This window comes from Caballeronia sp. dw_276, assembly GCF_018449635.1.
In the GTDB taxonomy this organism is placed as follows: domain Bacteria; phylum Pseudomonadota; class Gammaproteobacteria; order Burkholderiales; family Burkholderiaceae; genus Caballeronia.
Map to the genome: position 1 here is coordinate 98,324 of NZ_JAAVUV010000016.1, position 19,204 is coordinate 117,527.

Annotated in this window: 18 protein-coding genes; 12 read left to right on the forward strand and 6 right to left on the reverse strand. The window is 61.2% G+C overall.

The window, feature by feature from the left end; genetic code table 11:
• Positions 1-138: 138 nt before the first annotated feature.
• Positions 139-981 (reverse strand): DMT family transporter, encoded by an 843-nt coding sequence (locus HB633_RS27500; RefSeq protein WP_213781322.1) that lies wholly within the window; start codon positions 979-981, stop codon positions 139-141.
• A gap of 103 nt (positions 982-1,084) precedes the next feature.
• Here HB633_RS27500 and gcvA point away from each other — a divergent pair, with 103 nt between their 5' ends.
• Together gcvA and yghU are read left to right on the forward strand one after the other, a co-directional pair.
• Positions 1,085-1,975, forward strand: a complete 891-nt coding sequence (gene gcvA / locus HB633_RS27505; RefSeq protein ID WP_213781323.1) for a transcriptional regulator GcvA — start codon at positions 1,085-1,087, stop codon at positions 1,973-1,975.
• Positions 1,976-2,079: 104 nt separating this feature from the next.
• Positions 2,080-2,952, forward strand: coding sequence for a glutathione-dependent disulfide-bond oxidoreductase (gene yghU, locus HB633_RS27510; protein ID WP_213781324.1), 873 nt, complete (start codon positions 2,080-2,082; stop codon positions 2,950-2,952).
• A 12-nt stretch (positions 2,953-2,964) separates the two neighbouring features.
• Here the strand turns inward: yghU and HB633_RS27515 are convergent, their stop codons facing one another.
• Together HB633_RS27515 and HB633_RS27520 are read right to left on the reverse strand one after the other, a co-directional pair.
• Complete coding sequence (locus HB633_RS27515; protein ID WP_255581220.1) at positions 2,965-5,136, reverse strand: filamentous hemagglutinin N-terminal domain-containing protein; 2,172 nt, start codon at positions 5,134-5,136, stop codon at positions 2,965-2,967.
• A gap of 442 nt (positions 5,137-5,578) precedes the next feature.
• Positions 5,579-6,307 (reverse strand): hypothetical protein, encoded by a 729-nt coding sequence (locus HB633_RS27520; RefSeq protein ID WP_213781326.1) that lies wholly within the window; start codon positions 6,305-6,307, stop codon positions 5,579-5,581.
• A 203-nt stretch (positions 6,308-6,510) separates the two neighbouring features.
• Here HB633_RS27520 and HB633_RS27525 point away from each other — a divergent pair, with 203 nt between their 5' ends.
• Both HB633_RS27525 and HB633_RS27530 read left to right on the forward strand, forming a co-directional pair.
• Complete coding sequence (locus tag HB633_RS27525; protein WP_213781327.1) at positions 6,511-6,825, forward strand: DUF4148 domain-containing protein; 315 nt, start codon at positions 6,511-6,513, stop codon at positions 6,823-6,825.
• Positions 6,826-6,896: 71 nt separating this feature from the next.
• The gene (locus tag HB633_RS27530; protein ID WP_213781328.1) at positions 6,897-7,940 is read left to right on the forward strand and encodes an alpha/beta hydrolase; all 1,044 of its coding nucleotides are present in this window, start codon (positions 6,897-6,899) and stop codon (positions 7,938-7,940) included.
• Here HB633_RS27530 and HB633_RS27535 read toward each other — a convergent pair.
• Complete coding sequence (locus HB633_RS27535; RefSeq protein WP_213781329.1) at positions 7,937-8,671, reverse strand: FadR/GntR family transcriptional regulator; 735 nt, start codon at positions 8,669-8,671, stop codon at positions 7,937-7,939. The genes HB633_RS27530 and HB633_RS27535 overlap by 4 nt on opposite strands.
• A 144-nt stretch (positions 8,672-8,815) precedes the next feature.
• Between HB633_RS27535 and uxuA the strand changes: the two genes are divergently transcribed.
• The 6 genes from uxuA (at position 8,816) to HB633_RS27565 (ending at position 15,397) form a co-directional block, all read left to right on the forward strand.
• A complete protein-coding gene (gene uxuA / locus HB633_RS27540) occupies positions 8,816-9,865 on the forward strand; it encodes a mannonate dehydratase (RefSeq protein WP_213781330.1) in 1,050 nt (349 codons plus the stop codon).
• 74 nt (positions 9,866-9,939) lie between these two features.
• Positions 9,940-10,977, forward strand: a complete 1,038-nt coding sequence (locus HB633_RS27545; RefSeq protein WP_213781331.1) for an ABC transporter substrate-binding protein — start codon at positions 9,940-9,942, stop codon at positions 10,975-10,977.
• A gap of 61 nt (positions 10,978-11,038) precedes the next feature.
• Complete coding sequence (locus HB633_RS27550) at positions 11,039-12,538, forward strand: sugar ABC transporter ATP-binding protein (RefSeq protein WP_255581208.1); 1,500 nt, start codon at positions 11,039-11,041, stop codon at positions 12,536-12,538.
• Entirely contained in the window at positions 12,535-13,470 is a 936-nt protein-coding gene (locus HB633_RS27555; protein ID WP_213781332.1) for an ABC transporter permease, read from the forward strand. Before HB633_RS27550 ends, HB633_RS27555 begins: the two co-directional genes overlap by 4 nt.
• On the forward strand, positions 13,467-14,462 hold the full coding sequence (locus HB633_RS27560; protein WP_213781333.1) for an ABC transporter permease: 996 nt from the start codon (positions 13,467-13,469) through the stop codon (positions 14,460-14,462). The genes HB633_RS27555 and HB633_RS27560 overlap by 4 nt, the downstream gene beginning before the upstream one ends.
• A 26-nt stretch (positions 14,463-14,488) precedes the next feature.
• Positions 14,489-15,397 carry an SMP-30/gluconolactonase/LRE family protein gene (locus tag HB633_RS27565; protein ID WP_213781334.1) on the forward strand — a complete coding sequence of 303 codons (909 nt, stop codon included), beginning with the start codon at positions 14,489-14,491 and terminating at the stop codon, positions 15,395-15,397.
• A 50-nt stretch (positions 15,398-15,447) separates the two neighbouring features.
• Here the strand turns inward: HB633_RS27565 and HB633_RS27570 are convergent, their stop codons facing one another.
• On the reverse strand, positions 15,448-16,434 hold the full coding sequence (locus tag HB633_RS27570) for a substrate-binding domain-containing protein (RefSeq protein WP_213781404.1): 987 nt from the start codon (positions 16,432-16,434) through the stop codon (positions 15,448-15,450).
• 241 nt (positions 16,435-16,675) lie between these two features.
• Between HB633_RS27570 and HB633_RS27575 the strand changes: the two genes are divergently transcribed.
• The gene (locus HB633_RS27575; RefSeq protein ID WP_213781335.1) at positions 16,676-17,203 is read left to right on the forward strand and encodes a GNAT family N-acetyltransferase; all 528 of its coding nucleotides are present in this window, start codon (positions 16,676-16,678) and stop codon (positions 17,201-17,203) included.
• 11 nt (positions 17,204-17,214) lie between these two features.
• On the opposite strand, the gene HB633_RS27580 is transcribed toward HB633_RS27575, so the two are convergent.
• Complete coding sequence (locus HB633_RS27580) at positions 17,215-18,114, reverse strand: LysR substrate-binding domain-containing protein (RefSeq protein ID WP_213781336.1); 900 nt, start codon at positions 18,112-18,114, stop codon at positions 17,215-17,217.
• A 149-nt stretch (positions 18,115-18,263) separates the two neighbouring features.
• Here HB633_RS27580 and HB633_RS27585 point away from each other — a divergent pair, with 149 nt between their 5' ends.
• The gene (locus HB633_RS27585; protein WP_213781337.1) at positions 18,264-19,115 is read left to right on the forward strand and encodes a class II aldolase/adducin family protein; all 852 of its coding nucleotides are present in this window, start codon (positions 18,264-18,266) and stop codon (positions 19,113-19,115) included.
• The last annotated feature ends 89 nt before the right edge of the window (positions 19,116-19,204 follow it).

A 19,204-nucleotide genomic window follows, 5' to 3' on the forward strand; every position in this document is an offset into this window, starting at 1 on the left:
CGTCCGGCGATGCCGCATCGGTCAAGGGTATGAATCGAAGACGCATCGGGTAAAAAAGATAGGATGGCTTGCAATCGCTTGCTCGATGACGTTCCAGGATCGGCGCCGAGCATCCTGTATCACATCAAGGATCGCTGATCAAAGCCCCAGGCAAACCGCACCGGCCGCAACGATCAGGCACGCCATCCATCGCCTTGCGCTGACCGCTTCTCGCAGGAACACCCGTCCGATCAGCACCGCGAAGACCACGCTCGTCTCACGTAAGGCCGATACCGCTCCCATCGCGCCCGACTGCATTGCCCAGATCACGATGCCATACGCCCCGATCGACACGAGCCCGCCCGCAAGCGACGACCCAACCGCAACGGGTGCGTTGCGCACTGGCGTCCACAGGGCCGCAGCTCCGCGCGTAGCGATGAACAACACCGGCATGAGCCAGTAGAACAGGAACATCCACGCCGTGTAGGTGAGCGCCTCGCCGCTGGACAAGCGCACGCCGATGCCATCGATCACCGTATAAAGCGCGATCGTCGCGCCCGTCGTCAGCGCGGCCAGCGCCCCCGCGCGCGACACATTCCCGCCTTCCAGCGCGAGCGCAATGATGCCGCCCGAGATCATCACGATCCCGAGCGCATGCAATGGTCCTATCGCCTCATGCGCAAAAAGCGCCGCGCCGAGCGTGACGAGCAAGGGCGACGAACCTCGCGCGATCGGATACGCCTCGCCCAGATCGCTGCGCCGGTACGCCCGCACGAGACTCATGTTGTAGACAATGTGCGTCAGCCCCGACGCCACGATATACGGCCACGCCGAGCGCGTCGGCCACGGCGCGAACAGCACGACGACCGTCGACACCGCCGAGATCGCGATGCTCATCCAAGTCATGGACAGGAACCGGTCGTGGTTGCCGTGAAGCATCGCGTTCCAGGTCGCATGGAGCAGGGCGGCAACGAGGACGAGACCACCGGTGTAAGTGAGCATTGCGAGTTTGGTGCCGGAAAGGGTTTAGTAAGCAGGATAACTATCTTGTCGTGCGCGAACAAACCAGATAAATTCTACAATCGCGTTAGATAAACTATTTCGAATGAAACGGACTTTGCCTCCGCTCAATGCGTTGCGTGCTTTCGAGGCCGCAGGCCGGCTCGGCAGCTTCAAGGAAGCCGCGGCCGAATTACACGTGACTCACGGCGCGGTGAGCCAGCACGTGCGTCTGCTGGAAGAATGGCTGGGCGCGCCGCTGTTCGAACGACACAACCGGCGCGTGGTGCTCACACAGGCGGCGGCCGTCTACCTGGAGGAGATCGGCCCGTTGTTCGAGCAGCTCTCGCAGGCGACCACGCGGTATGGCTCTCCCGGAACGGTATCCCGGACGCTGTCGGTAAATGCGCCCGCCACGTTCACGCTGCGCTGGCTGGTGCCGAGGCTGGCGAAATTTCACGCCGGACATCAGGATGTGGACGTGAGGGTGGTGACATCGAACGAGTCGGTGGAGAGTCTCAAGGATATCCACGACATCGTGATCCGGGGTGGTCCGGACACGTTCTACGGTTATTCGATGCAAGCTTTCCTGGTCGAGGAACGGCTACCCGTCTGCAGCCCGGCGCTGTTGCAGCGCGTGCCGCTCGGGGCGCCGGAGGAATTGAGCCGGCATACCCTGCTGCACACGGCGAGCCTTCCGCGGCTCTGGCCGGACTGGCTGGCAAAGGCGCACATTCCCGCGCTGCGGCCTGCGGCGGTCATGACCTTCGATCACTTTTATCTGACGCTGCAGGCGGCCATCGACGGCATTGGCATTGCAATGGGACCAACGGCGCTGGTGGCGGACGATCTTGCCGCCGGCCGGCTCGTTGCGCCGTTTGCGGAACCTCGTCTGCCATCGCGGAGTTATTGCAGTTATGTCCCCGACGGCAAAGCCACCGATGATCTAGTCTTGCTGTTTCGCTCATGGCTCGAGCGTGAGGGAATGGGTTTGTAAGCGAAAACGCCGCTTGAGCGCTCCCGGCAACATCTGCGTTGGTTTGCTATTCTCGCTTCGATATTTCGAGACAAACACCCCAATAGCTGCAAGGAGCCTTGAGCATGAGCGATTCTTCGGATTACGTGCCGCCCAAAGTCTGGACGTGGAATAAAGAGAATGGTGGCCACTTCGCGAACATCAACCGCCCGATTGCCGGGCCGACGCATGACAAGGAACTGCCGGTCGGCAAGCACCCGCTCCAGCTTTATTCGCTGGGCACGCCAAACGGCGTGAAGGTCACCGTCATGCTGGAAGAACTGCTGGCGCTGGGTCACAGCGGCGCGGAGTATGACGCGTGGCTGATCAGGATTGGCGATGGCGACCAGTTCGGCAGCGGCTTCGTGGGAGCGAACCCCAATTCGAAAATCCCCGCGCTGGTGGACCGCAGTGGCGCCGAACCAATTCGGGTTTTCGAGTCGGGCGCGATCCTTCTTTATCTCGCGGAAAAATTCAAGGCTTTCCTCCCGACAGAGCCGGCCGCGCGCGCCGAATGTCTGTCATGGCTCTTCTGGCAGATGGGAAGCGCGCCATATCTGGGCGGCGGTTTCGGTCATTTCTATGCCTACGCGCCCACGAAGATCGAGTACGCGATCAACCGTTTCGCAATGGAAACCAAGCGCCAACTCGACGTCCTCGACAGACGTCTGGCGGACCACGAGTACATAGCGGGCAGCGAATACACGATCGCCGATATCGCCATCTGGCCGTGGTATGGCGGCTTGGTCAAGGGCTGGCAATATGGAGCGGGCGAGTTTTTATCGGTGCAGGAATACACGCATGTCCAGCGATGGGCAAACGCAATAGGCGAACGCCCGACCGTGCAGCGCGGCCGGATGGTCAACCGGGTTTCCGGTGAGCCATCGAGCCAACTGCACGAGCGCCACGACGCCAGCGACTTCGATACCAGGACGCAGGACAAGCTGGCCGCAAGCTAGGTCCAGCTCTGCTTAGTTGGCTACCTGCCAGCGCAACACCGGGTGGGTTGCGCCCGCCGGCAATGCCCATACGCCGGTAGGGCTGAAGTCGTACGACACGAACGACGCCTCCGTGCTCATCTGCGCGGTGGTGAGCCCGTTCGATACCGACAGTTGCGTGCCGGCACGAACGCCTTGCGTTTGCGTTGTCGTCTCCGTGTTCCAGTACGAATCGGGCGCAATCGTTCCGTTGTTGAGAAACGCAAAGCCGGCGGATCCTTGCGAGCCGAATCCGACTTTGCCGGTTGCGAACGACTGGCTGATCGTCCCTTCATTGAAGCCGACGAATCCGCCGCCGGAACCGGTCGAATATTGCGGCGTGACGTCGCCGGTTGCGTACGACTGGGTGATCGTCCCGGTGTTGTAGCCAACAAGGCCGCCGTTGATGTCGTCGCCGGAGACGCTGGCGCTGCTCCATGACCGCGCGATCAAGCCTTCGTTTTTACCAACCAGTCCGCCGAACGTGTTGCCGTCCTGGGAGGGGTCGAAGACACTTCCGGTCGAGTACGCGTTGACGATCGTGCCTTGATTGTCGCCGGCGAGCAGTCCGCTGCCGCCATACGATATTCCGACCTTGCTCGTGATGACGCCAACATCACGCACCACGCCCGCCGGGCCGATAACACCAAACAGCCCCGCGTTCAGGTCATTCGAAAAGTCCATGATCTGCGGCGCCAGATTGGCAATGGTGTGCCACATGCCATCGAACTGGCCGGTGAATGGCGTGTTGCGATTGCCTATCGGCGCGGAAATGACACCGCCTGCATCGATATCCTTGCCGAGCGCATAAATGCCCGCAAGATCAAGCGACACGCTTTGCAGATCGGCCATCGAGTTGACGAGTTTGTACGCCGTGATCTGGGTGAGCAGGCCGCTGTATTGCGGCGCCTTCCACGCGGTATTGCTGCGCAGCGTGCCGGGCGTGAAGCTGCCGTTCATGTCGTAGAGCGCGCTGACAATGCCGGTGCTCCCCGACCAGTCGATCACCCCGCGGTTGATCACACTGCCGCCGTTGTCGATAGACGATGCATCGCTGCGCAGCGTCAGGTTTGCGCTGCCCTTGTTTTTTACCGTGGCGTTCTGCCCGACGGTCAACGTCCGATAAGCGGCGAGTGTCAGCGACGCCGGGCCTTGCCATCGGATATCGGCGTTCACCGTGATATCGCCGGCCGATCCCACGTTGACCGATGTGCCCTTATTCAGGCTACGCGAAAGCGCGCCGGCGGCGGCATCGCCGGCGGTAAAGGCCGGCGTTGTCACGTTCCACTGGCCCGCCACGACGGCCGGGCTGCTCGACTGGTCGTTACCGAACGACAACGTTTGCGCGTTTGTGTCGACAATGCCGCCCGTGCCGTCCGCATTGACGGCTCGAACGGTACCGGTCTGGCGTACGGTTCCGGTATCGGCGACAAGCCACACGTGGCCATCGCGCGTCGCAGTGCCGGTGGCGCGGATCACGCTGTGATTGCCCGCAAGCGCGTAGACGTTGCCGTCCGCCGCTTCGAGATTGACCTGGGCCGCGCGCAGCGTGCCGCTATTAATGACCGTGCCGCCGCTGCCCGCTTGCACGAACGTTTGCTTGCCACTCGATGAATCCTGCAGCAGCACCTGCGCACCGGCCGCGAGTTCAGCCGTGCCGTCCGGCGCGCTTATCGTACCCCGGTTGGTTACGTCGCTTCGTGCGATCAGGAAGACATCGCCACCGCTCGATGCAATCCTGCCAAGGTTGATCACGCTGGCGTTCGATGTGCCCGAGAACGTCAATGGGCCGCCCTGCATGAACGCAGTGTTGGTGGTGTCCAGCGTCGAGCCGACAAAACGCCCACCCGTGCTGATCACGCCATTCTGGCCGACAAGAATGCCTTGCGGGTTGATGAGATACACGCTGCCGCTCGCGCTGAGCGTGCCGAGGATGACCGACTGATTGCCGCCGGTCACCCGGTTCAGCGTCGCGCCGTTGGCGTTATCAAATTTGACCTTGTTGCCGTTGCCGATCGAAAAGCTGTTCCATTCGATGACCGTGCGCGCTCCCGCGGCCTGAGTGATCGTCACCGCATTTGCGTTGCCGCCAATCGAGCCGGCCCCCGCCACGAAGTGTCCGCCGCTGGGCAGCGGGCCGGCCGCGTATGCCGCGGGAATCAGCATGACGCTTATTCCCACGCATGCACACAACGTCAACGGGATAGGCCGCAAGCGCCCGGGAGCAGATACCAGTTTCAACGAGATAAGACGCGCCATGACGTCTCCGATTAGAGTGCCGGGAACACGCTGGCCCAACCCGGGACGCGTGGCTTATTCGACTTTTCAAACACGCAGACGTGCTCTTTCCCCGGGCTTGAAACCTGGAGAACGATCTGGTGGTTTGCTGCAAACATTGCTGTTGAAAGCGGCTGTGGCGCGCAGGCGCCGGTAATTCACGGTGCCCGCTGAATCGGCGTGGATGATCGAAGTGTCACGGCTTGCGTGATGTTGATCTGTAGCCCTCGCGAAGAGTAAACGAAAGCAGGCTGACGATTTTGCAAGGGCCGAAAATCTTGAAATCTTGACCGATTTGGTTGAACGCAGCAAATTGCCGGTTGCCGGGCGATTAGTCGACTTCGATCCATCGGCCGGAATCGGGGCAAAGCGTGACATGTGCTCCGTTCAGCCATACTTGTTCTTCCTCCGGTTGCGGCGAAGTCGAAGGCGCTGTGTCGAAGACGATGTCGAGCGCCTCGGTGACGTGTTCGTCTTCAACTGGAAGCTCCCACGTCAGGAACAGTTGCGTAAAGTCCTGCTCCGCGGGGAAGTCGGTGGGACTGAAACCGTCGCCGTGGCGCCGGATGACGCCGTGAGGCTGACAGGTATCGAAGATGACGACGGTGCCGCGGGTCAAGGGGATACGCAGATCCATCGATGGGAAATGCAGATCCAGCCCCTTGTCGTCGCTCACGAAAAGATTGCAGAAGACCGCGCTGCCGTATTGCTCGCCGTCGTGGTGATATCGCGCGCCGCGGCAGACCATGAGCGCCACATCGCTTGTAGCAAGCAGCCCGGGCAGTCCGAGCGTGCCGCTCCAGCCGGCGACTGCCTGCACGCAATGCTTGTAATCCGGCCAGCGTGCGCGGGCTCGCGCCAAGGGCATTTCTTCCACGTCGCCGGGTTCCAGATCCAGGCGCGACGATATCTCCCTGTCCCAATCTGCAAGAAGGCGTAAGGGAGGCGCGGGTATGTCGACCGTGCCTGTCAGCACGATGCCGCTTACGCAGCGGCTGCGGATGACGTCGTCGCTCCAGAACCATGAAGTGAGCCGGTCTTGTTGGGTGAAGTGGTTCATCCGGGCATTGTAAATCCATCGGTTTGTATCCCAATGTATCTGGCGCGCCGGGAGTTACACAGCGTTTCACAAGCCGCCTTTCACGACACAAGCCAGATACGTCCACCGGTTCTAATGATTCCAAGCCAGACGACCTGGCTTCGCCGAACTGGATACGCAAGCGGACGCTTGCGTCAAGGAAACATTCTCTCAAGGTGGAAATCATGAAACTCGTTCAATCGATGATCGTTGCTGCTGTTGTCGCCATCCCCGCGTTGTCGTTCGCGCAATCGAACCAGCCGCTGACCCGCGCCGATGTCCGTGCGCAACTCGTCGAACTGCAACAGGCGGGTTACAACCCGTCGAGCGATCACACGCAATATCCGAAGAATATCGAAGCGGCGCAGGCCCGCGTGAATGCCGAACACGGCATTACGGCGTCGTCGTATGGCCCGTCGGCTTCCGGCACGTCGGTATCCGGTTCGCGCGCGACGGGCACAGACGTCATCGGTCTCGGCCCGATTTATTCGAATCCGTGAATCTCGAAGGCGCGCTGTTTTCGCTTGTTGCCAAGCGCTCATCACGACTCATCTTTTAAGGAGAATCAGCTATGTCGGATCAGATCAATACGCGACGCCGCCGTCTGCTAGGAACGACCATCGCCGGCATCGGTTTGATGGATCTGGGTCTGAGCGGACTGGTCCACGCACAATCCAGCAGCACGGCGTCGGGTGCGAAGGCGTCAACGCAGCTTGCTTCATTCGATACCATTCGCCAGGTCAACGCAGGCGCGCTGAACATCGGTTATGCGCAAGCGGGTCCGCAGGACGGACCTGTTGTCATCCTGCTGCACGGCTGGCCCTACGACATCTACAGCTTTAAGGAAGTCGCGCCGTTGCTGGCATCGGCGGGTTATCGGGTGATCGTGCCGTATCTGCGCGGGTATGGATCGACGCGGTTCCTGTCGGCAGATACGCCGCGCAATGGCCAGCAGGCGGTGGTAGCCGTCGATATCATCGCGTTGATGGACGCCTTGAAAATCGACCAGGCGATCTTTGGCGGCTTCGACTGGGGTGCGCGCACAGTGAACATCATCGCGGCCCTGTGGCCTGAACGATGCAAGGCGATGGTATCCGTCAGTGGCTATCTGATCGGCAGCCAGGAGGCGAACAAAGCGCCGCTGCCGCCGAAGGCCGAGCTCACGTGGTGGTATCAGTTTTATTTCGCGACCGACCGTGGTTATGCGGGTTACGAAGCGAACCGCCACGACTTCAACAAGCTGATCTGGCATACGGCGTCACCAAAATGGAATTTCGACGATGCCACCTTCGAGCGTTCCGCCGAGTCGTTCAACAACCCGGATCACGTTGCCGTGGTGATTCACAACTACCGCTGGCGTCTGGGGCTGGTCAAAGGTGAGGCGCAATACGACGAGCTCGAAAAGCGTCTGGCGATGGCGCCGCTCATTTCCGTTCCGACCATTACCATGGAAGGCGATGCCAACGGCGCGGCGCATCCGGATCCGGCGGCATACGCAAAGAGGTTCACGGGCAAGTATGCGCACCGGAATATTAGCGGCGGGATAGGGCATAACCTGCCGCAGGAAGCGCCGAAAGCGTTCGCTGACGCGATCATCGATGTAGCTCGTTTTTAACCGGCGTCCTTACACGCGTCTTCATCCGGCGTATCCGCGAACAGCTTGTGATGCACGTGGCGAAGATGCGCGCGCATTGCATTCTTCGCGGCGCGTGCATCACGATTGAGAATCGCCTCGCCGATCCGCCGGTGGTCCGCGTTCATTGCAGCGGGAATGTGCTTGTCGGCGTAAAAGGTTTCGAGGTGCGTGAACATGGGGCTGTAGCGCTTGTTCCAGAGAACAGTCATTACTTCAGTCAGCACCGCGTTGCCGGTCATCTCGCTGATGAGCAAATGAAAGCGTTTGTCTTCGTCGAGGAACGCCGCGTTGTTGACCGACTGCGCTTCCAGCATGCCGATGTTGCGTGCCAGCGCCTCACGCTGCGCATCGGTGCCGTTCTTTGCCGCGAGCGCGGCAATCTCGCCTTCGATCACCGCGCGCGCCGCCAGCAAGTCGGCGGCGCTGAACTCCGCGTCGGCCGCAGCCTCGGCCGCCGTGGTTTGTGCGCGGGTTTCATCGGGCTGACGGACGAACACGCCCGTGCCCGTGCGGATCTCGACCCAGCCCGCTATCTCCAGTGCAATCAGCGCCTCACGCACCGACGACCGGCCAACGCCCAGTTGTTTTGCCAGCTCGCGCTCGGCTGGTAAGGCCACTCCCTGGCCAAACGTGCCGTCCTTGATCAGGCCGATAAGCAGCGTCGAAATCTTCTGATACAAGCGCTCTGCTTTGAGATTCGGCAGGTCCATCACTTCACTCCATCAATTAATTGCGCGCCCAAAAGCGAGTCGCTATACTGCCTCGGCGGTCGAGTGGCCTGACCACCTGACCAGCGCGCCGTTCGCGAGCATAGCATTTCGAGCGTTCACGTTGCATTCCAGCAAGGTACAGACATGAAGATGACCTTCCGGTGGTTTGGCCAGGACGATCCGGTCACGCTCGCCTACATTCGCCAGATCCCGGGCATGTACGGGATCGTTTCGGCGATCTACGACGTGCCCGTCGGCGATGTCTGGCCGCTGCAGAAAATTGTCGAGTTGCGGGACACCGTTCACGCGGCGGGTCTGGCGCTGGACGTGATCGAAAGCGTGCCGGTGCACGAGGACATCAAGCTCGGCAAGCCTTCGCGCGACGCGTTGATCGCGAACTACGGCGAGACGCTTCGCAACCTCGGCGCGGCCGGCATCAAGGTCGTCTGCTACAACTTCATGCCTGTGTTCGACTGGACCCGCACCACGCTGGAAAAGCGCCTTCCCGACGGTTCGACCACGCTTGCATTCGATGTCGACACGGTCGCGAACATCAATCCTGACGATGGCATCCAGTTGCCCGGCTGGGACACGAGCTACGACGCAGGCCAGTTGCGCGCGCTGCTGGCCGAATACGCCTCATGCGACGAAGCCCGGCTGTGGGAAAACCTCGAGTACTTTTTGCAGCGCATCATTCCCGTGGCGCAAGAGGCGGGGATTCGCATGGCGATTCATCCTGATGATCCGCCGCGGCCCATTTTCGGTTTGCCGCGCATCGTCAAGAATCGCGAGGACCTGGAGCGCGTGCTGGCTATCGTCGATAGTCCTGCGAACGGGCTTACGTTATGTTCAGGCTCGCTCGGCGCCGATACCGCCAACGACGTCGCCGCGATGGTGCGCGAGTTCGCCGCGCGCGGACGCATTCCGTTTGCGCACATGCGCAATGTCAAGGTGAACGACAAGGGCGACTTTCACGAGACGGCGCATCGTTCGGCAGATGGTTCGCTCGACATGGCGGCGATCATGCAGGCTTATAGTGATGCCGGTTACACCGGTTACATCCGCCCGGACCACGGTCGTATGATCTGGGGCGAGACGGGCAAGCCCGGTTACGGTCTTTACGATCGCGCGCTTGGCGCGGTTTACCTGAACGGACTTTGGGAAGGTATCCGTAAGGCAAAGGAAGTGGCGTAGCGAAGACGCGAATGCACACGCAAACGCACGCAGCATCAAAATCAAAAACGCTGTGATAACAGGAGACAACATCGATGATCGGTTCAGGAAAACAGCGGTTCGGCGCGCTTGCGCTGGCAGTGGCGTCATGCTTCGGCTCGGCGGCGCACGCCCAGGTGGCGACCGGCGACACGTCGCAGAAGAAGATTGCGCTGTCCAACAGCTTCGCGGGCAACGCCTGGCGTCAGTCGATGCTCAAGAGCTGGGGCGCGGTATCGACGGCGGCTGTTCAGGACAAGAAAGTCGCCGCCGCACCGGCCTTCACTACTGCTGAAAACCAGGTCACGGAGCAGGCGCAGCAGGTCCAGAACCTGATTCTTCAGGGCTACAACGCGATCGTGATCGACGCCGTGTCGCCCACCGCGCTCAATGGCACGATCAAGAAAGCGTGCGCGGCCGGCGTGGTCGTGGTGTCCTTCGACGGCATTGTCGATGAACCCTGTGCCTACCGCGTCAACTTCGATTTCAAGGGCTGGGGCGAAGCGGGCGTCGACTTTCTCGCCAAGCGTCTGAACGGCAAAGGCAATATTCTCGAAGTGCGCGGCGTGGCGGGTATTTCCGTCGATAACCTCATGCACGAAGGCGTACTTGCCGGTCTGAAGAAGTATCCGGGACTGAAGCTCGTTGGTTCTGTGAACGGCGACTGGACCCAGTCGGTGGCGCAAAAAGCAGTGGCCGGTATCCTGCCGACGTTGCCGCAAGTCGATGGCGTGGCGACCGAGGGCGAGATGTCCTTCGGCATTGCGCAGGCCTTCAAGGCTGCGAACCGTCCGGTCCCCGCAATGATCATCGGCAGCACGTATGCAGAGCTCAACTGGTGGAACGAACAGTCGAAGAATGGCTACCAGTCGCGTTCGCTGTCCAATCCGCCGGGCGCTGTCTCGTTTGCATTCTGGGTCGCGCAGCAAGTGCTCGCCGGCAAGAAGATCCCGAAGGACGTGACCATCAACGTGCCGCTTCTGGAGATCTCGCAGGAGCAGTTGCAGGCGAAGCTCTCGGCGACGCCTCAAGGCGGTATCAGCGACGTGACATACACGTTGCCGCAAACCGTCGCGCTGCTCGACAAGAAGTAAGCTGAACGCGCTCGCCACGGGCGGGCGCGTCACGTCGTAACCAGACACGCGGAGCATGTGAATGGGCGAAATAAAAATGAAAGAGACAAGCGGTCAAGCGCTGATCCGGTTTCAGGGAATCAGCAAGACGTTTGGCCGCGTGCGTGCGCTGACTGACATCGACTTCAGCTTCTTGCAGGGCGAATGTGTGGGTATCGCGGGGCATAACGGCGCAGGAAAATCCACGCTGATGGCCGTGCTTGCGGGCGTGTTCGAGCCAACGCAAGGCGAGATCGAAGTCGATGGCACACCGTCGCCGCGTTACGACGCCAATGCCGCGCGCCACGCGGGCGTGCGTTGCGTGTTCCAGGAGTTGTCGCTCTGCGCGAACCTGAGCATTGCGGAGAACATGTGCATCGTGCATCCGCAATTGCGCGGACGCGGATGGCGGCGGCAGGTGACCGCGCTCATGCGCAAAAAGCTCGAAGAGATCTTTCCCGGCAACCGTTTGAACGGCACCGAACTCGTGTCTGATCTCACCTTGACGCAACGGCAGATGGTCGAGATTGCCCGTGCTTTCACGGTCACCGACACCCCTGTGCGTCTCGTGATCCTCGACGAACCCACGTCTTCTCTCGATGCCCACACCGCCGAACAGTTGCTTGCCTTCGTGCGCAAGGCGGCCGAGAGCGGCATCACCTGCCTGCTGATCACCCATATGCTCGGCGAGATACAGCGGGTGGCCGACCGCGTGATGGTGATGCGCGACGGCGGTATCGTGGGCGTGCTCGGGCGCGACAATCTCAGCCGCGAAGCCATCATCACCGCGATGGGCCAGCACCTCGAAGCCGACAAGACGACGGGCGCCGTGCGTGAGCGTGTCGAACGCGCGGCAGGGCCGCAGTATCACTGGACGCTGGGTGCAGGGCGGCGCACCAAGATCGAGGCATCGCGCGGCGAGGTGATCGGCTTTGCCGGGCTCGCAGGGCAAGGGCAGACCGAAGCGCTGCTTGCCATTTACGAGGCCGCAACAGGCCGCGGAGCCGGGCGCGCGAAGGTCGCGTTCGTTGCCGGCGACCGCGGCCGCGACGGCGTATTTCCCGTATGGTCGATCGCGCAGAATCTCGATTTGCGCTGGCTGAGCGGCGGGTCGCCCGCAGAGAAACGCCGGCCGGGCTTCGGGCTCGTTGACTTCGCAGCGGCTCGAGCAGTCGTGGAAGCATGGCGCGCGAAGATCGGGATCCGGGGTGCATCGATGAACGCTGGCATTCTTTCGCTCTCCGGCGGCAACCAGCAGAAGGTGCTGTTCGCACGGGCGCTGGCGTCGGACGCCGATCTGGTCCTGATGGACGATCCCACGCGCGGTGTCGATGTCGGCACGAAGCGCGATATCTATCAACTCGTACGTGACGAAGCCGCCAAGGGCCGTACCTTCATCTGGTACACGACCGAGAATGAAGAACTGTCGCATTGCGACCGGACCTATGTGTTTCGTTCGGCATCCGTCACGCGCGTGCTTCACGCCGACGAATGCACGGAAGAAGCGCTCTTGGCCGCGAGTTTCGAGGAGCAAGCCGCATGACGTTTGCGATTACCCAGGCGCGATTGCGCGCGATGCTGCCGGCCATATCGCTCGTCGCCGTGCTCGTGCCTATCCTGTTCCTGCAGCCGGCCACGCTGAGTTACTTTGGCTCGAGCCTGTTGCTCAATCTCGCAGTGCCGATCGTCCTTGCGACGCTCGCGCAACTCGCGATCATCACGGTCAACGACCTGGATTTATCGATAGGCCCGTTCGTCAGCCTAGTGGCGTGCATCGGCGCGACGCTGCTGGTCAAGCAGCCCTGGCTCGGCGCGCTGGCGCTGGCAGGCTGCGTGCTGGCCTATGCGGCCGTCGGCGCGTTGATCGAATTGAGGCAGATTCCATCGATTGTCGTTACGCTCGGACTGGCGTTCGTGTGGAGCGGACTTGCGATCGTGTTGCTGCCGTCGCCGGGCGGCACAAGCCCTGAATGGCTTGGCACAGCGATGAATTATCAGACGCCGTGGATTGCGGCGCCCATCGTCTGGTCGGCGTTGATTGCGTTGATTGGACATCTGTTGTTGATGCGTTCGTCGGCGGGTGTGCGCATTCGTGGCGCAGGCGGCAATCCGCGCGCAATGCGGCGCTTTGGCTGGTCGCTCGTGCGCAGCAAGGCGACGCTTTACGGCATTGCAGGGCTGTTCGGCGTGATGTCGGGTTTGTCGTTGCTGGGCCTGACCACATCGGCCGACGCCAATCTCGCCCTGCGATACACCTTGTTGTCGATCGCGGCCGTGATCCTCGGCGGCGGGGAGTTCGTTGGCGGACGTGTCTCGGTGGTCGGCGCCGTGCTGGGCGCGATCACGCTGACACTTGCGGCCTCGTTCCTCGCGTTCCTGAACATCTCGTCGGACTGGCAGGTCGGCATGCAAGGCGCGATCCTGATCGTCGTGCTGTCACTGCGCGTGCTGTTGCAACGCGGAGACCGTCAATGAGCCTGCAAACACCTAGCGAAACGCAGTCGGCTTCAGCGGCAAATGCCGGCCTTCTGGCAAAGCTCAAAAGCATTCAGGCGCCGTGGGCGTGGTCGTTCGTGGGCGCGGTCCTGGTCTGGTTCGCCATCGTCACGATCTTCGGCTTCTCGATTGCAAGCAACGTCGCGCAGACGGCGCTGGTCTACGGCGTGTTCATGGTGCTGGTCGGCCTCGGGCAGATGCTGGTCATTACATCGGGCGTGGGCAACATCGACTTGTCGGTGCCGTCCACGATCGCGCTCGCGGGCGTGATCAGCATGCACGTGATGAACGGATCGAACGGCCAGATCGCGCTCGGTCTGGCGGCCGTGGTCGGCGTGGGTATCGCGGTCGGGCTGGCGAACTATGCGCTGATCCGGCTGCTACGGATTCCGCCGATCATCGCGACGTTGTCGTCGAGCTTCATCATCCAGTCGCTCGCGATCACACAGGGCCGTCAGCTTCCGCCGCCGCCTCCCGCGCTCGGCGCGTTTGCGACGGGACGCTTTCTGCATATTCCGTACATTGCGCTGGCGGCGCTGGTGTTGTCGCTGTTGCTCGGCGTACTGCTGCATCGTTCCATCTATGGACGGCGCTTGTCCGCCATCGGACAAAATTCGCGCGCGGCCTGGCTTGCCGGTGTAGATGTGCACTGGACCCGATGCATTGCGTATGTGCTGTCATCGGTGATCGCGGCGTTCACGGCGTTGCTGCTCGCGGCGGTGTCCGGCGGCGCGTCGCTCGACATGGGCGTGGAGTACATGCTGATATCGATTGCGGTGGTCGTGATCGGCGGCACGCTCGTGACAGGTGGGAAGCCGACCATTACCGGCGTGTGGGGCGCGTCGATGTTCCTGTTCCTCACAAATGCCGTACTCAACGCGGTCGGCGCCGATGCCGGTGTCCGGTCGATCGTGTACGGAGTGCTGATCATCGTCGTCACGGTAGCGGCTGGCGGCAAGGCATTGCGCTAAGAGAAAATTTAAACAAGGACAAGCAGATGAAATCCGATGAGCTTGAAGTACACGACCCGCGCTTTCGCACGCTGGTCCAGCTCAACGCACCGCTGCAAAAGCTGACCAGCGAGTGCTTATGGGCCGAAGGTCCCGTGTATTTTCCGGCAAGCGATTTACTGATCTGGAGCGACATCCCGAACAACCGCATGATGCGATGGGCGCCGGGCATGGGCGTGGGCGTCTATCGATCCAACTCGAATTACAGCAACGGCAATACGCGCGACCGGGAAGGGCGGCTCGTCACGTGCGAACACGGCGGCCGTCGGGTCAGCCGCACGGAACATGACGGCAGCGTGGTCGTGCTTGCATCGCATTTCGAAGGCAAGCGCCTCAATTCGCCGAACGACGTTGTCGTGGATTCGCGCGGCGCGATCTGGTTCACCGATCCCGACTACGGGATCATGAGCGACTACGAAGGCTTCCGCGCGCCGAGCGATATCGGCCGATGCAACGTGTATTGCATCTCCCCGGACGACGGCCATGTTCGACTGGTCACCGATGACTTCGTCAAGCCCAACGGGCTGGCGTTTTCGCCGGATGAATCGCGTCTGTACATTGCCGACTCGGGCGCGTCGCACGATGAGAACGGCCCGCGCCATATCCGTGTCTTCGATGTCGCGAGCGACAGCGCATTGCGCAACGGACGCGTCTTCATATCGATGGAAACCGGTGTGCCCGATGGACTGAGAACGGACGAACATGGCAACGTCTGGACCAGCGCGGACGACGGCGTGCATTGTTATGCGCCGGATGGCGTGTTGCTTGGCAAGATCCTGATTCCCGAGGTGGTGGCCAATCTCACGTTCGGTGGTTTGCACAAAAACCGCTTGTTCATTACGGCGACTTCCTCCGTGTATGCGCTGCATGTCGGCGTTCGGGGCGCTGCACGCTGAACAATGGCTATCAGGCAGCGCCGGCCTTTCAAACCGGCGCTGCCAATTCACTACTTCCCGTCCACGACCGCGACCACTTCTTCGCGCGTGTATTCCTTGTTTGCGAGCGACCCGGGCGGCGTTTTCGCCAGCACGGCTTCGAGCTCTCCGGGCTTCACTTCGAGCACCGGCATGCGGATGTCATGCGGCATCTTCTTGCCGGCCAGCAACTGCTGCGTCACCCAGAACGCAAACGTCGATGCACCCGGCGGAATGGTCACCGACATGGTCTCGTAACCGCTCTTCTTCTGATCGGCCCACCATGCAAGTTCCTCCTGACGGTTGCCGAGGATGATGATCGGCGTTGGCCTGCCCGCGGCCTTCAGCGCCTGCGCCGTGCCGAAACCATCGCCACCTTGGGTGAGCACGCCATCGATTTGCGGCAGCGTTGGCAGGATGCCCGCCACCTGTTTCTGCGCGACGGTTTGCGTCCAGTCGCCATGCACCGAGCCGACCACTTTCAGGTTCGGATATTTCTTCAGCTCGTCCACCATGCCGCGATGAATCTCGTCATCGACCGAGACGCCGGCGAGCCCGCGAATTTCGAGCAGGTTGCCCTTGCCGTTGAGGCGCTTGGCCAGATAGTCCACCTGCATCTTGCCCATGCCCTGGAAGTCCACGGCGATCCGGTAAGCACACGGCTCGGTTGCGATGCCATCGAATGACACGACCGTCACGCCCGCCGCGCACGCCTGCTTGATCACACCGTTGAGCGCGGTGGGTGAAACCGCGTCGACCGCGATGGCCTTGAAGCCCTGTAGGATCAGGTTCTGGATCTGCTGGACTTGTTCGGTCGCCTGACTTTCGGCGGTGGTGAAGGTGGGGGCGGCCGCGACGACCTTCTGCTTGACCGCTGCATCCGCGACGTTGGACCAGCTCTTCAGCATCATCTGCCGCCAGCTGTTGCCCGCATAGTTGTTCGATAACGCGATTTTTTGCGCGGATGTATCGCCGGTTGCCACTTGCGCCGACGCCGGTGATGCCGACGAAATTGCGATCCCCGCAAATACCGCCCCGCTGAGAACCCTCCAAGCCAGTCTGCCTGATTGCACGTGCTGTCTCCTATCGTATGTGATGTGATTCAAGCGCCGTCCATGGTTCGAGCCGCGCTCGCCACGGTATCATTTTGCCGCAATTGAGCGCACAGCAGTGGCTGCGTCAAGCGTATCCAATGAAAACAGCACCAATGAATTTTTGGTGCTGGCAATATTCCGCCTTGGTCAATATCCGGAGAACCGCATGTCCGACGAGGTAAGCGTACGACGCATTGGCGCCAATGAAGTCATGTCCTACGTTGAAGCATTGACCGACGTGCTGATCGATTGCGTGGAAGGTGGCGCCTCGGTGAGTTTCATGCTGCCGCTGTCGCGCGAGAAAGCGCTCGCGTTTTGGCGCGGCGTCGGCGAAGGTGTGGTGCGCGGCGAGCGTGCGCTGCTTGTCGCAGAAGACCGCGAGGAGCGCGTTCTCGGCACCGTGCAATTGATTCTGGCTCAGCCTGAGAACCAGCCGCATCGTGCCGATGTTGCGAAGATGCTGGTGCATCGCAGGGGACGCCGAAAAGGCATTGCGCACCAGTTGATGACAGCCGCCGAGCAAACCGCGCGTGATGAAGGCAAGTCGGTGCTCGTACTAGACACGGTCACCGGCGGCGATGCCGAGCGGCTTTACGAGCGCGCTGGCTGGCAACGCGTTGGCGTGGTGCCCAAGTATGCGCTGATGCCGGATGGCGCGTTTTGTGGCACGACTTTCTATTACAAGCACGTTTGAGCGAAGGGGCATCACCACTGCCCACCCATGCCCGCTATCTCCGCGAGCCACGCCCGGAACGTCCTGACCTTCTCGGCGTTCCTGTCGCTCGTCCTGAACGATACAAAATGCGTCTCGCGCATGAACGGCTTGAAATGCCCGGCGCCGAATTCGACCAGTTCGCCCCGCGCGAATTCACGCTCTGCGAGGCGCGTGGTCTCAAGCGCGATGCCCATGCCATCGACCGCAGCCGAGATCGCCAATGCGCCGCGGTCAAATGAGGGCCGCGGCTTGTTGGGAAACTCGATCCCATTGAGCACGAACCAGTCGCGCCACGTGACGCGGCTCAGTTGCGAATCGATCAGCGTGAAGCCCTTGACCTGCTCTTCGAGCGAAACGTCGTCGCGCAACATGGCCGGCGAACACATCGGAACGATTCGTTCGGCACCGAGTGCATCGACCTGCAGACCCGGGCGCTCGATAGCCGCGCCGTAGGAGATCGCGACATCGACTTCATGCAAACGCGTGAGGTCCACCGGCTCCGCGCCCGATGACAGCCTGATCGTAATGTCCGTATGCGCCTGCATGAACTTGGGCAGGCGCGGACCCAGCCACTTTACAGCAAGACTCGGCGCGCAATGCACGGCGAGCACTTGCGCCTGCGGTGCGAGCGTGACTTCGCTGCAGGCGTTTTCGATGACATCGAACACCCGGCCGAGACTGTCGAAGAGACGTCTTCCTTCCGCCGTTGTCTCGACCCGGCGATTACGCCGATGAAACAGCGGCACGCCGAAATAAGCCTCGAGTTCCTTCACCTGATGACTGATGGCCGACTGCGTCAAATGCAATTCTTCAGCCGCAAGCGTGAAACTTTCAAGCCGCGCCGCCGCTTCAAAAGCGCGCAATAGCACGAAGTTCGGGATGCGCCGCATGTGCTGCAGTCTCCTGTTTTCTAATGGTTTTCATCGATACATGAATGGAGTTCATCTTTGTATGAACAGTCATCGTTTGTCAACAGGCGCTGCAAAGCCGACAGTACAACCCTGCAAAGCAACTCAACGATTCAACAGGAGATAAGCAAATGGCGGCAGTCATGGAAGCGGGTTCGGAAGTCGCGGAAAAGATCGTGAAGGACGGCAAGGTATCGATCTATCAGCCGGAGCAAGAGGGTCTGATCTTCCCGGACTTGCCCGTGTTTTCGGACCCGGCGGCGCATCGGCAGCATCTGAAGGAGCGTCTTGTCGGCGCGTGCAGGGCGTTCGCGCTGCAAGGCTTCGATTACGGATTCGCCGGGCATCTGACGGTGCGCGATCCGGAAAATCCAGGCTTGTACTGGACCAATCCGATGGCCATCCATTTCTCGCAAGTGAAGATGTCGAACCTGATTTGCGCGGATCACGAAGGCCGCGTGGTTGAGGGCAATCACGCGATCAACCGTGCTGGTTTCGTGCTGCACGCGGCGGTGCATGAGATGCATCAGGACATCGTGGCCATGTGCCATGCGCACACGGTTTATGGCACGGCCTACGCTGCGCTCGGCAAAAAGCTAGAACCGATCACGCAGGACGCGGCTGCGTTCTTCGAAGACCACGTCGTGATCGGCGATGAAGCCGGACAAGTCGCGGTCGAAAAGAAGGCCGGTCACAAGGTGGCGAATGCGTTCAAGGGCGTGAAGGCGGCGATCCATCAGAACCATGGCTTGCTGACGGCGAGCCGGCACAGCATCGAGTCGGCGGCGTTCTGGTTCATCGCGCTGGAACGTTGCTGCCAGCAACAGCTTCTTATCGATGCAACCGGCATCACGCCGAAGCTCGTCACGCCGGACCGGGCGCGCTATAGCCGCGAACACGTGGGCAGCGAGTACATTGGCTGGCTGCACTTTCAGACCATCTGGAACGACCTTGTGGCTACGCAGCCGGACATGTTCGACTGAACCGCTTCAACGCATCAGCACAAAAAAGCGCAGGACGACACGGTCACTCAGAACGGCCGGCGTCCCGCCCCAATCCGTCCCCAGGAGAC